This is a genomic window from Acidithiobacillus albertensis (assembly GCF_001931655.1).
GTDB classification, from domain to species: Bacteria; Pseudomonadota; Gammaproteobacteria; order Acidithiobacillales; family Acidithiobacillaceae; genus Acidithiobacillus; species Acidithiobacillus thiooxidans.
The window spans coordinates 2491488-2504665 of the sequence record NZ_MOAD01000001.1 but is presented as its reverse complement, the minus strand read 5'-3'; the positions used below and the strand labels follow the sequence as shown (position 1 = coordinate 2504665).

Sequence of the window (13178 nt, the reverse complement as noted above, 5' to 3'; positions counted from 1 at the left end):
AATTTAAAGTGCGTCGTTACCGGTTTCACCGGTACGGATACGGATGGCATCCAGAACTTCCGAAACAAAGATTTTGCCGTCACCGATTTTTCCGGTTCGGGCGCCTTTTTCGATGGCTTCAATGGCCTGGTCGACGGCATCATCACTGATGACGGTTTCGATTTTGACCTTGGGAAGAAAATCCACGACATATTCAGCACCACGGTAGAGTTCAGTGTGACCTTTCTGGCGCCCGAAGCCTTTGACTTCGGTGACGGTCAGGCCCTGAATCCCCACCGCCGATAAGGCCTCGCGGACATCATCGAGTTTGAAGGGTTTAACAATGGCAGTAATCAATTTCATGACGTTACCTCTTGCACAGGGTTGGAACATCCTGGGGGGTAACCCCCCCCAGGGGTTAGAACATAAAGCCGGTCTCGACCATGCCACGGATCTGGCTTTTGGCGAGCCCGGAGGTACCCGCGAAACCAGTACCGCTGGCCATGCTAGCCTTGACATAAGAAAGTTCGGCGCGGGCAAAAAAGCCGCCATCCTGATAGGTGGGTGTGGCTGTCAGCGACCAGGCGTGAGATCCTGCCCCAAAGCCTGTCAGATTGGCCGATCCATCCGTGGCGCTTCCCGAGTTGCTGATATATTCGACGCGACCAGCCAGGGAAATTTTGTCCGTCAGGCTGTAGTTTGCGAGGATGGCACCCCCCAGGGTGCTGGTGGTTTTGCTGCCTGCACCCAAGGCCTGGATGGCACTGGCAGGAACACTGGTGTATTGCATATACGGGGTAACGACAAGATTACCTCCGCTGTAGGTGTACCCGACATCGACAATGGCCTCATTATTTTGCAAAGGCGTGGTGGCAATGCTGGAGTAGGCGTAATCCGTGTGGCCCAGATTCCCGCCACCCTGGACGAAGAGCGTGTTCTGCTTGTCCAGCGCCCAGCTGACCATGCCGCTCATCCAGTTGAAACGATTGGAGTAGAATCCGTCATTCCAGGAGACGGCAGCGGTAATGGGTCCCGCACTATAGTTGAGTTGGATACCCTTATTGACGGCATTTTCCTGGCCCCAGAGCAGGCCCCGCGCAATATTCCAGTTCTGATAGCTGAAGGTATATTCCGCACCAATCAATGTGAAAAGTTTGCCGATTTGGACGTTAAAATGATCATTCGGGGCAATTTCAATATAACCCGTGGGCAGAGCGCCAAAAGTGTCCTGGGTAAACGTCCCGGTAGAAGCATAATTGGCACCAAGGGTCATGACGTTATAGGCGCCAGCCTGGACGGCAAATTGCACAAGGCCGGAATTTTTGGAGATCATGACCATACCATTGCTGATATCGGCAGAGGCGGATTTGCTGCCCGGATTACTGGAACTGGGAAACTTGTTGTCCTGCCATACCCCATAGCCACTGGCTACACCTTGAACATTCAGGATACCCAAAGGACCGGCATTGAAGGTCAGCGGGCTGGGCAGAGCCAGGGGGTCTGCCTCGGCGTTGTCCATGGCGAAGGGCGAAACAGCCAGCATCGCCAGGAAAATGGGGTGATATCGACTGCTTAATGTTTTTTTGCTGTTTTTCATTGAAGTAACGCTCCCTGTCAGTGTAGTTGCAGAAAGCGTTTAGCAAATTCAGTGCCATGAAAAAAACATTTAAAAAACAAATAGATTATTAAATTTAACGACGGAGTAAGTTGTCATGCGCACCAATATGGTGCGCATTGCATCAAAATGATGCGTTACGGTTCGTCATTTGGTCGGGGTTGTGGCACCGTCAAGGTCTGATCTTCAATATCCAGATGGACGTCATAACCCCAAAGCTCCTGTATATATCCCAGAGTCTTTTGGGCTTCTTCAAGATCCAGGGCTTGCTGGTCCATTTGTTTCAGACGTAACTGCCGATCTCCCCAGCGGTCTACAGAGATGACCTGAATGTCCGGAGGGCGGCTACTGTCGGCAATTTGCTGGGCGAGTGCTTCGCGCAGGTGTTGGTAGCCCGCATCATCATGGATGGCGCTGACCCGGTAGGTCGCTTCATCTACCGCATTGTGCAGGGAGAACAGATGTAAATCCCGCATTACCTTGGGAGAAAGGTATTGCAGAACAAAGCTCTCATCCCGAAATTCGCGCATGGCAAAGTGAATGTGTTTCAGCCAGTCCGGGTCGCCGGCAAAACTGAACCAGCGCCGATCTTCCTCTGTAGGCGCCACGCAGATCCGTTTGATGTCCTGAAATATGGCAAAACCCAGCGCATAGGGATTAAGACCACTATAACGGCGGTCATCAAAATCGGGCTGCATGACTACCGCCGTATGGCTGGCGTAAAATTCCAGCAGCGTACCATCCGTCAGTAACCCTTTGGCGTGGAGGCTGTGCATGATGTGATAGTGGACAAAGCAGGCAAAGCCCTCATTCATGATTTTGGTCTGGCCCTGCGGGTAAAGATACTGGGTGATTTTGCGGACAATGCGCAAAATTTCCCGTTTCCAGCCTTCCAGATGCGGGGCATTTTTTTCAATGAAATAGAGCAGGTTTTCTTGTGGTTCAGAGGGGAAATTGTCCGGGGAATGGGTGCTGGGAGTGTGTGCAGGGGGCAGGGTTCGCCATATTTCCAGAACCTGCTGCTCCAGATAACGTTCGCGTTCCTGCCAGCGCTGTTCTTCTTCCCGCGCCGAAAGCTGTCGCGGGCGGCGCGCCCGGTCAATGCCGTTGCGACTGATGGCATGTGCAGCGTCAAGGACATCGGTCACCGCATCCATCCCGAAGCGTTCTTCGCATTGGGCAATATAGCGTTGGGCGAAAGCCAGATAATCGATAATCCCTTCGGCGTCTGTCCATTGCCGGAAAAAGGCATTGTTTTTGAAAAAGGCGTTATGTCCAAAAGCGGCATGGGCAATGACCAGAGTCTGCATGGTCATGGTGTTTTCTTCCATGAGATAACTGATGCAGGGATCACTGTTGATGACCAGTTCATAGGCCAGACCCATTTCACCGCGCCGGTACTGACCCGACTCAATGGCGCGCTGTTTGCCAAAAGACCAGTGCGCGTAATAGACCGGCAGGCCGATGGAGGCGTAGGCATCGAGCATCTGCTCGGCGCTGATGACTTCCAACTGATTGGGATAGGTGTCCAGATGGAGTTCTTCTGCAGCTATGACGGCAATGGCTTCCGTGACCGCATCCAGGCGTGGAAAAGTCCAATCATTATCCGTAAACAGGAACTTAGACATGGCTGGGGATCTCCTCGCTGGAAAACAGGGTGCGGAAGAGGGGGTAAATATCTTCCCGGGCGCTGGCTCTGGCGGTAATCAGCTCGGGATAATCTTCCGCAATGCCATCATAAAGTTGCAGAAGATCACTTTCGTTTTCGCGGTTGACCTCCAGGTAAAAAAGATTGCGCAGGCGCGGTAAAAGCTGATGCAGGTGTTCAGCTACGACCGTATTATCGGCAAAATAGTTGTCACCATCGGAAACCTGCGCGACGTAGACATTCCAGCGGTCGACCGGAAAGCGTTTGGCCATGATGTCTTCAGTGAGCATGATGGCCGGAGAAACCAGGGTGCCACCACCCTCACGGGCACCAAAAAAGGCCTGTTCAGTACATTCTGTTGCCGTACTGTGATGTTTGATGAAAACAATTTGTACGGCCTGATAATGGCGATGCAGAAAAAGGTAGAGCAGCAGGAAAAAACGCTTGGCCAGATCTTTTTCCTTTTCTCCCATACTGCCCGAAACATCCATGACACAAAACATGACCGCATTGGTGATGGGATGGGGTTGCTGGTCAATATGGGCAAAGCGCAGGTCGGCTTCATCGATAAAAGGAATCGCCTTGATTTTGCGCGCCAGGATGGAAATCTGCTCGTCCAGAATTTTCAGACGTTCCTGCTCCAGGGAAACATCTTCCTTGCGGGCAATGCGTGTGCTGATTTCCTCCTGCAGTTTGCTGCGGGCTTCTTCCAGCTCCTGAAGCTCGCGGCGTTTGCCAGCCCGCAGAGCCAGACGGCGTGCCCGGGCAGCGCGCATGGTGCGGCCGACATGCATGCGTGAGGGGCTGCCGTCCTTGATAAATCCGGCGCGACGCCATTGTTCCGCCTGGACATCGCCCTGCGCGGTTTTGCGTAAATTGGGCAAAGCCAGCCCATCAAAAAGCAAATCCAGAAACTCGTCGGCGGACAGGACGATGGCGACTTCGTCATCGCCCAGACCATCGGGAGAACCTTCACGGCCCTGACCGGCACCACCGCCTTCGGGTTTGTTGATTTCGTCGCCACGCTGATATTCCTTGTTACCAGGCAAGACTCTTTCCCAGGAGGAATCGCTGAAATCCCGGCGGAAGTTGGGTTCGTGCAAATCGCGGGTAGGGATGGAAATGGGTTGATCGGCATTTGCCAGATCTTCAATGGAGCCGGAGCGCGCCATTTTTTCCACAGCGCTCTTCAGGCGGGCGCGCACTCTTCTCTGGAGGCGCTCCTGATTACTGGTGGATCGGGTTCCGGAACTACGCCGGTCGATAATCGTACTCATGGCAGGCTCCTCGGAAAACCAGGTCTTTTCCGGATGATGACGCAAGAGAATGATTGCGGGATGCTCCCGTTACAGGTTGAGCAGAGCACGCTCGATGTTTCCAGTTTACGCGCGTAGGTCGTTCTGGAAAACAGGCAGCAGCCTGGAAATCGTGTTCTGATCAGCCCGCCCGGGGACCTGCTCCGGGCCTTGCAGCGGCCCGACACAGGTCCATTTTCGGGTTACTCGTAAACCTGTTCACCATGCTGGGTGATGTCCAGCCCTTCCCTTTCCTGCTCTTCTTTCACGCGCAAGCCGAGGGTCCAGTCGATGGCTTTCAGAATGATGAAGCTGACGATAGCGTCATACACAATTGTGACGCCCACTCCGGTAGCCTGGATCAGCAACTGTCCGGTATTGCCTTCCAGCACGCCCGCAGTGCCGCCGATAGCTTTGACGGCAAACACCCCGGTGAGCAGCGCGCCGACAATACCACCCATAGCGTGGACCCCGAAGGCATCCAGGGAGTCATCGTAACCCATCCAGTTTTTCAGGTAGACAGAGGCCCAGAAACAAATGACGCCCGCCGCAATACCTATCCACAATGCGCCCATGGGACCCACAAAACCCGAAGCCGGGGTAATGGCTACCAGCCCTGCGACAGCTCCCGAAGTCATGCCCAATACCGTAGGTTTACCCCGTGCCACCCACTCTGCAAACATCCAGGCCAGAGCTGCGACCGCAGTAGCAATCTGTGTAACCGCCAGCGCCATGCCTGCCCGATCACTGGCCGCGACCGCAGACCCGGCATTGAATCCAAACCAGCCTACCCAAAGCAATGAAGCACCTATCAGGGTGTACATGAGATTATTGGGGTGCATGACATCATGCTTGTAGCCGACCCGCTTGCCCATGACCAGCGCCGCTACGAGGCCCGCTACCCCGGCATTGATGTGCACCACGGTACCGCCCGCATAGTCGAGGACGCCATCGGCGCCCAGCCAGCCACCGGGTCCCCAGACCATGTGGGCGATGGGTGCATAGACCAGCAGGGACCACAGACCGGTAAACCAGAGCAGGGCTGAAAACTTCATGCGCTCTGCGAAAGCGCCCACAATCAGCGCCGGGGTGATGATCGCAAAAGTCATCTGGAAGGTCATGTACACCGATTCCGGAATGGTGGGCGCCAGACTGCTTACCGAATCCAGCCCCAGGCCATTGAGGAACAAGCGACTCATGCCCCCCATAAAGGCATTACCGGTGGTGAAAGACAGGCTGTATCCCAGCATCATCCACAATACCGAAATTAGCGCCGTGACCGCGAAACTCTGGGCAGCTGTGGCCAGCACATTTTTTTTGCGGACCATGCCTGCATAAAACAACGCCAGACCCGGCACGGTCATGAGCAGCACCAGTGCCGTAGAGGTCAGCATCCAGGCAGTATCCCCACTATTGAAACTGGGCGTGCTGGTGCCAGCCTCTGCCAGCGGACTCCCCAGGAGGGTGAGGGCACCCATCCATGCCGTTCCTCGAAATACGTATTGCCTTGCTCCCTTCTTCATCATATCGCTCCTTGTTTTCCATCGTTTCTGAGGCTGAATGCCCCGTGTGTGCAATTTGGTTTAGCAAAAACCATGCAAGCCATTAAAAACAACGAATAGAGGTATTTTGAGCCGGGAGAGAGAGCGAATCATCGAAACTATGCACCAATATGGTGCATAGTTTTCAGGGTAAAATAATGCCCGCATACGCGGGCAAAGATCAGAACTGGATAGAACCCGAATTTCAGTGGTGTTTACGATAGCGCATATACCAGTCCACCAGCAGGCGGACCTGTTTTTCCGTGTAGCCTTTTCGGGTCATGCGCGCGACAAAATCCTGATGTTTCCGCTCGTCTTCGGAAGAACTTTTTTTACCGAAGGAAATCACCGGCAAGAGGTCTTCGGTATTGGCAAACATTTTCTTCTCGATAACCGCACGCAGTTTTTCATAGCTGGTCCAGGAAGGGCTGATCCCATCATTGGAAGCCTTTACCCGCAGGACAAAATTGACCACTTCATTGCGGAAGTCCTTGGGATTGGCAATACCCGCCGGTTTCTCGATTTTTTCCAGTTCTTCATTCAGAAGGCCGCGATCCATGAGTTGGCCGGTGTCTGGATCACGGAATTCGGTATCCTGGAGCCAGAAGTCAGCATATTGAATGTAACGGTCAAAAAGATTCTGACCGTAATCCCCATAACTTTCGAGATAGGCTTTCTGGATTTCCAGACCCAGAAATTCGGCATAGCGGGGCGCCAGTTCGGTTTTCAGAAAAGCCAGATAATGGGATTCAGTGTCCGCCGGGAACTGTTCGGCACGAATCTGTGTTTCCAGCACGTGCAGCAGATGGACAGGATTGGCAGCCACTTCATCACTGTCAAAATTGAAGGTGCGCGACATGATTTTGTAGGCAAAACGGGTAGAAATGCCATCCATGCCTTCATCCACGCCGGCAGCATCCCGGTATTCCTGCAGGCTTTTGGCCTTGGGATCCTTGTCTTTCAAGGATTTGCCGTCGTAGATTTCCATTTTGGACCAGAGACTGCTGTTGCCCGGCTCTTTGAGGCGGCTGAGCACGGAAAAACGCGCCAGCATGTCCATGGTGTCGGGCGCGCAAGGGGCGTCATTGAGGGCGCTGCTTTCCAGCAGTTTATGGTAGATACGGGTTTCTTCCGTGACCCGCAGACAGTAGGGCACCTTGACAATATATACCCGGTCGAGAAAGGCCTCATTCCGCTTGTTGTTGCGGAAAGCGGACCATTCCGATTCGTTGCTGTGGGCCAGGATGATACCCTGAAAAGGCATGGCACCAAATCCCTCGGTGCCATTATAGGTGCCCTCCTGGGTGGCCGTCAGCAGCGGATGCAGCATCTTGATCGGTGCCTTGAACATTTCCACGAATTCGAGAACACCCTGGGTGGCGACATTCAGGCCACCCGCGTAGGAGTAGGCATCAGGATCATCCTGGGAAAAATCTTCCAGCTTGCGAATGTCCACTTTGCCCACCAGGCTGGATATATCCTGATTATTCTCGTCACCGGGCTCCACCTTGGTAATACCGATTTGATGCAGCTGCGATGGCATCAGGCGCTGCACCGTGAATTTACGGATGTCACCGCCAAATTCGCGCAATCGTTTGGCCGCCCATGGAGACATCACGCCATTCAGGGCGCGACGGGGAATACCAAAACGATCCTCCAGTATGGGGCCATCTTCATCCCGATCAAACAAACCCAAAGGCGATTCGTAAAGCGGCGAAACCTTGCCGTTGGCGGCCAGACAGTAAATGGGATGCTGCTCCATCAGGGTCTTCAGACGCTCGGCCAAAGAAGATTTGGCAGCCCCAACCGGACCCAGCAGGTAGAGAATTTGCTTGCGTTCTTCCAGTCCCTGCGCGGCATGGCGGAAATAGGCCACCAGATTTTCGACGACATCTTCAATACCGTAAAAATCATTGAAAGCCGGGTAGGTGAGCAACTTTCGATTCATGAATATCCGCGACAGTCGGGGGTCCGCCTGAGTGTCGATCACCTGCGGCTCGCCGATGGCGGCCAGCATCCGTTCTGCAGCGCTGGCATAGGCTATGGGTTCACGGGCACAGAGATCCAGATAAGCGTCCAGTGAAAGGGTGACTTCCTGCTGTTGCAGGAAACGCTCCTGATAACGGTCGAATAACGCCATTTGCCACTCCTTGCGGCGAAGCCGCGATGGTTTACAGCCTGAATCTTTTGGACATGGGCGCGACCTTAGGGTTCAGGTGTTGAAGGATGTTTTTTGTTAAGCATTTCCTGTGCCAAAGTGCGGGCAGTTCTGGTCTTTCTCCCCGATATGGCCTGTTGTGTATTCCTGCACTGTGTACTAACAAATTGTTCGTAGGTGGTGCGCTCTATGCACAATTATGGTGCATGGCGGCGGGTTGCGCCAGTCCGCATCCCGACCAGAAAGATGCTGTCCGGAAATGCTTCACAAAATATTAACTGGCTGTTTATCAGCGGATTATATGGGTATTTGGCGATGAGCCTGAGCTTTGAACAAAAAAAAGGGCGGGAGGACCGCCCTGGAAGCCACTTGAGGAGGAGTGATCAGATGACCATGATCAGGATATGTTTAGCAGGAAGCGTGCCATCTTTTTTGCGAAATGCCGATTCCCGCTTTTGGGTGAGTAGATTCTTTGAAGCATAAAAGGTGTTGAGGCTATGGCACGCCCCTTGCTGCACTATACATAGGTCATAATCTGAACAATTTGCACATAGACGCCACGAGCGACCTGTTGGGGGTGAGTCATGAATCGCTTCGAGCATTTTCGCGAAGTACGCAAGGATCTTGCCGCACTGCTTGGGGGCGTCGTTGATGCCCTCGCCAGTCCTGCATTGTTGCAGCAGCATGCGGATGAACAACGAAAAAAGCTGACTTGCCTCATTAACCGCCACCCTTTTCTGGATTTGTGCTATCTCCTGGATGCGGAGGGTCGGCAAATTGGGGATAATGTGGCTGCTTCCCGGCGCCGTACCGCTGGTAAAGAAGATGGAGATGGCGTGGATCGCAGCCATCGACCTTATTACCGTCTGGCCCTCAATGCCTTGTCTCCAGTCCTGACCGAACCCTATTTATCTTCGGCCAATGGTCATATTTGTGTGACGGCTGCAGCACCTATTCGTGATGAAAAGGGGCGACTGCTGGGCATGCTGGTGGCGGATAGCGAGCTGGATAGAGCCCTCGCCCTGCTTGAAGAAGATGATATCCGGCGGGGCTTCGAACCCTATTTCAAGGCCATTTATACCCTGTTTTCGACTGGCCTGCTGGCGGTCAGCGCCGCTCTGGGTTTTCATGCAGTTGTCACCCTGAAACAGGTCTGGTCTGCGGTGGCCGCGCCAGAAGATTTTGCGGCCCCTTTTCAGGCAACTATTTTGTTCACCCTGGCGCTGGCCGTATTTGATCTGTCCAAAACCATTTTTGAAGAGGAAGTCCTGCTACGCAAAGACATTCGTCGTCATAGTACTACGCGACGCACTTTGACCCGATTTATTGCGGCCATCCTGATTGCGGTGTCCATCGAAGGCCTGATGCTGGTGTTCAAATTTGCTCTGGATGCCCCCCAGAATCTCTGGTTGGCCGTACTGCTGCTGGTGGCCGCTGCATTGCTGCTGGTGGCCCTGGGCGTATATGTATATTTGGGCGGCCAGGCAGAAGTGCTCCTGTCACAGCATCGTGACCAGCGCCACGATGCAGGTTAGGACCTTGGTTTTGGGGATCTGGCCATGCGCAGATCCAGGGTATGTGGATAATCCGGTTGTTCTTCATCATAAGGTGCTTGCCAGGGGTATTCACCGCTGCCTCTGGCAACGAAACGCCCCTCACCCGGAGCTACCGGAACCCCGATGATGGAGGGGGGTGTAGGAGGGGTTGATTCGGGTTGGCTGTGACCGGTCGTGGTAAAGCGGGATTGGCGCCGCGCCTCGGCTTCCCAGGCGTTGACGGGGAATACTTCCGAATTGCGTCCACCCGGATGCATGACATGGTAGGTACAGCCGCCGATGCTACGTCCATTCCAGGTGTCGATCAGATCAAATGTCAGTGGGGAATGCACCGGAATGGTCGGATGCAGGGCAGATGGCGGCTGCCAGGCACGATAACGCACCCCTGCCACCTGGGTATCCGAGGCTCGGGTTGTCTGCAGCGGAACACGCCGCCCATTACAGGCCAGTATATGTCGTCCGGGAGTCATTCCCGTGACCTTGACCTGCAGACGTTCAATGGACGAATCCACGTAGCGGGCGGTGCCACTTCCGGTGACCTCCTCACCGAGAACATGCCAGGGCTCAATGGCGGCACGCAGTTCTATTTGTACATCACCAATCTGCACATGCCCATGCTCTGGAAAGCGAAATTCTGAAAAGGGTGTCAGCCATTCCAGTTGAAAGAGGATCCCGTGGTTTTGCAGGTCCGTACAGACCTCGCGCAAATCTTCCCAAACATAATGGGGCAGCATGAAGCGATCATGAAGCGTCGTTCCCCAACGAATCAGGGCATGACGATAAGGATCTTCCCAAAAGCGTAAAACCAGACTGCGGACCAGCAACTGCTGGACCAGACTCATGCGCGCATGAGGCGGCATTTCAAAGGCACGCAGTTCTACCAGTCCCTGGCGTCCGGCGGAACCGGTCGGCGAGTAGAGTTTGTCAATGCAGATTTCTGCGCGATGAGTATTTCCAGTAATGTCGACCAGAAGATTACGAAACAAGCGATCTACCAGCCAGGGTTGCACGACAGTACCTGGAGGTACCTGGGTAAAGGCAATTTCCAGTTCATAAAGTGCTTCATGGCGGGCTTCGTCCACCCGGGGTGACTGGCTGGTCGGGCCAATAAACATCCCACTGAAAAAATAGGAAAGAGCCGGATGATGCTGCCAATAGGTAATGAGACTTTGCAACAAATCCGGACGGCGCAGGAAAGGGCTGTCGCCGGGGGTAGCGCCGCCCAGCGTCATGTGATTGCCTCCGCCGGTGCCGGTGTGGCGGCCATCCAGCATGAATTTTTCGGCGGTCAGGCGGCAGGCATGGGCTTCTTCGTAAAGCAGGGTGGTTTTTTCGACCATTTCCGGCCAGCTGGAAGAAGGGTGAATGTTCACCTCAATAACGCCGGGGTCCGGTGTGACCAGCAGTTTTTCCAGGCGCGGATCACTGGGCGGCGGGTAACCTTCAATGACGATCGGCATTTTCAGGGCAGCCGCAGTGGCTTCAATGGCGCTGAGTAGTCGCAGATAATGTTCAGTCACCTGCAGGGGTGGGAAAAAGCAATACAGACAGCCTTGGCGGATCTCCAGGGTGACTGCTGTGTGGGGGATTTCCTCCCAGCTGGGGGCTTTGTTGCTGGCCTGGCTTTTCGCTGTTTCGGATTTATCGCTGCTCCCCGGAGTCGGCTTGGCATGCAAATCCGGTAAGGGCGGTAAGGGCGCGAAGGAGTCCGTTTCCGGCTGCCATTTTTTGTGCGGATCGACCATCCACGGCAGGCTATCGAGGGGCAGACGCATCCCCAGAGCTGAGTCGCCAGGAATAAGAATCAGGCGTCCGCTGCGAAATACCCAGGTTGCGGAGTACCAGCATTGCTGATTCCATTCCCAGGCCAAAGGCAGAACCCAACCTACGGGGTGGTCCAGACCGGCCTGAAGCTTTTCGATGAGGGCCTGCCGCTCCAGAGGGTCATCAAGGCGATGGGTACTGAGGTCAATGTTGACCGGAACCCGGCCCTCTTGATGAAGGACATGCCAGGCATCTTCGTAGGCAGGAATGAGCCGGGTGCTGTCTACCTGCAATTGTTCGCAGAGCTGACAGGCGAAATGATGGAGATCTTCCGGTTTCCAGCCGTAATCCTTGAGTGGATCCGCCAGCAATGCCGGATTTTGCCACACCGGCAGGCCATCTTTGCGCCAGTATAAGCCCAAGGCCCATCTGGGCAGGGGTTCGCCCGGATACCATTTACCTTCACCCGTATGCCGCAAAGCCCCTTGTGCAAAATGCTTGCGCAGGCGTTCCGAAAGGATTTCAGCGCGTTCGCGTTTGTGTTTGCCCAGTGCCTCCAGATTCCATTGTGGATCATCCACCGCTTCCGTAGCTACAAAAGTGGGCTCCCCGCCCATGGTCAGACGGACATCTGCCGCCTGCAGGCGGTCATCGACAATTCGCCCAAGCACCATGACTTCTTCCCACTGGCTCTCGGTATAGGGTTTGGTGACCCGGGGTGTTTCCGGCAAGCGGGTGACCTGATTGGAAAAATGAAAGGTAACCTCACATTTTCCGGTGGCACCGCTGATCGGCGCGGCACTTTGGTAGTGCGGCGTACAGGCCAGGGGGATATGCCCTTCACTGGCAAACAGACCGGAAGTTGGATCCATACCAATCCAGCCTGCTCCGGGGATGTACACTTCCACCCAGGCGTGCAGGTCAGTGAAATCCTGGGCGGGGCCGGAGGGACCTTCGAGGGGCGCCTGATCGGCCACCAACTGAACCAGATATCCGGAAACAAAGCGGGCAGCCAGACCCAGATGTCGTAAAAGCTGTACCAGCAGCCAGGCGCTGTCCCGACAGGAACCGCTGGCTTTTTTCAGGGTTTCTTCAGGAGTCTGGACGCCGACTTCCATGCGCAGGTTGTAAGCGATGGCAGTTTGTAACTGCTGATTGATGCCGACTAGAAAATCAATGGTCCGCTGTTTGCGTTTCATGATACCCAGCAACATTTGTTGCAGTAGGCGTCCGGCTTTTTCTTTTTCCAGGAAGGGAGCCAGCTCTTTATATAATGCCGGTTCGTAACGGAACGGCCAGCGTTCTGCCTGCTCTTCAATAAAAAAATCGAAAGGGTCAATCACGCTCAGATCGGCGATGACTTCGATGCTGAATTTGAGGGACTTGGCGCGTTCAGGAAAAACCAGACGGGCCTGATAATTCCCGAAGGGATCCTGCTGCCAGTTGAGGAAATGTTTTTCGGGGCTGACTTCCAGTGAATACGCAAGAATCGGAGTACGACAGTGCGGCGCCGGCCGCAGACGCAGTACGTGAGGATGGATTTCCACCAAACGATCAAAGTCATACTCGGTCTGATGACGCAGAACGACATGAATACCCATAAAATATCCTCGGTGGTGAAG

The 13178-nt window shown here is 54.4% G+C and carries 9 protein-coding genes; 2 read left to right on the top strand and 7 right to left on the bottom strand.

All coding sequences use genetic code 11. From position 1 onward, the window contains the following. Positions 1-3 precede the first annotated feature (3 nt). From glnK to BLW97_RS12910, 6 genes are all read right to left on the bottom strand, one after another. A complete protein-coding gene (glnK, locus tag BLW97_RS12935; RefSeq protein WP_010639279.1) occupies positions 4-342 on the bottom strand; it encodes a P-II family nitrogen regulator in 339 nt (112 codons plus the stop codon). 55 nt (positions 343-397) lie between these two features. Then, positions 398-1576, bottom strand: coding sequence for an outer membrane beta-barrel protein (locus tag BLW97_RS12930; protein ID WP_075323363.1), 1179 nt, complete (start codon positions 1574-1576; stop codon positions 398-400). A gap of 155 nt (positions 1577-1731) precedes the next feature. Then, complete coding sequence (locus BLW97_RS12925) at positions 1732-3222, bottom strand: SpoVR family protein (RefSeq protein ID WP_075323362.1); 1491 nt, start codon at positions 3220-3222, stop codon at positions 1732-1734. Then, positions 3215-4519, bottom strand: a complete 1305-nt coding sequence (locus BLW97_RS12920) for a YeaH/YhbH family protein (protein WP_075323361.1) — start codon at positions 4517-4519, stop codon at positions 3215-3217. Before BLW97_RS12920 ends, BLW97_RS12925 begins: the two co-directional genes overlap by 8 nt. A gap of 221 nt (positions 4520-4740) precedes the next feature. After that, complete coding sequence (locus BLW97_RS12915) at positions 4741-6063, bottom strand: ammonium transporter (protein WP_235179991.1); 1323 nt, start codon at positions 6061-6063, stop codon at positions 4741-4743. A 220-nt stretch (positions 6064-6283) separates the two neighbouring features. Then, positions 6284-8218, bottom strand: coding sequence for a PrkA family serine protein kinase (locus BLW97_RS12910; RefSeq protein WP_075323360.1), 1935 nt, complete (start codon positions 8216-8218; stop codon positions 6284-6286). A gap of 207 nt (positions 8219-8425) precedes the next feature. On the opposite strand from BLW97_RS12910, the gene BLW97_RS12905 reads away from it, so the two are divergent. Both BLW97_RS12905 and BLW97_RS12900 read left to right on the top strand, forming a co-directional pair. Next, entirely contained in the window at positions 8426-8719 is a 294-nt protein-coding gene (locus BLW97_RS12905; protein WP_075323359.1) for a hypothetical protein, read from the top strand. 101 nt (positions 8720-8820) lie between these two features. Continuing rightward, positions 8821-9771, top strand: a complete 951-nt coding sequence (locus tag BLW97_RS12900) for a PDC sensor domain-containing protein (RefSeq protein WP_024893114.1) — start codon at positions 8821-8823, stop codon at positions 9769-9771. Here BLW97_RS12900 and BLW97_RS12895 read toward each other — a convergent pair. Continuing rightward, positions 9768-13157: a transglutaminase family protein gene (locus BLW97_RS12895; protein WP_075323358.1), complete on the bottom strand. Its 3390-nt coding sequence runs from the start codon at positions 13155-13157 to the stop codon at positions 9768-9770. The two genes, BLW97_RS12900 and BLW97_RS12895, sit on opposite strands and share 4 nt — an antisense overlap. Positions 13158-13178: the final 21 nt, after the last annotated feature.

What these genes read in the sequence shown, in the direction of transcription:
- glnK (WP_010639279.1), bottom strand. Translation starts at nt 342, where the DNA reads ATGAAATTGATTACTGCCATTGTTAAACCCTTCAAACTCGATGATGTC.
- BLW97_RS12930 (WP_075323363.1), bottom strand. Translation starts at nt 1,576, where the DNA reads ATGAAAAACAGCAAAAAAACATTAAGCAGTCGATATCACCCCATTTTC.
- BLW97_RS12925 (WP_075323362.1), bottom strand. Translation starts at nt 3,222, where the DNA reads ATGTCTAAGTTCCTGTTTACGGATAATGATTGGACTTTTCCACGCCTG.
- BLW97_RS12920 (WP_075323361.1), bottom strand. Translation starts at nt 4,519, where the DNA reads ATGAGTACGATTATCGACCGGCGTAGTTCCGGAACCCGATCCACCAGT.
- BLW97_RS12915 (WP_235179991.1), bottom strand. Translation starts at nt 6,063, where the DNA reads ATGATGAAGAAGGGAGCAAGGCAATACGTATTTCGAGGAACGGCATGG.
- BLW97_RS12910 (WP_075323360.1), bottom strand. Translation starts at nt 8,218, where the DNA reads ATGGCGTTATTCGACCGTTATCAGGAGCGTTTCCTGCAACAGCAGGAA.
- BLW97_RS12905 (WP_075323359.1), top strand. Translation starts at nt 8,426, where the DNA reads ATGCACAATTATGGTGCATGGCGGCGGGTTGCGCCAGTCCGCATCCCG.
- BLW97_RS12900 (WP_024893114.1), top strand. Translation starts at nt 8,821, where the DNA reads ATGAATCGCTTCGAGCATTTTCGCGAAGTACGCAAGGATCTTGCCGCA.
- BLW97_RS12895 (WP_075323358.1), bottom strand. Translation starts at nt 13,157, where the DNA reads ATGGGTATTCATGTCGTTCTGCGTCATCAGACCGAGTATGACTTTGAT.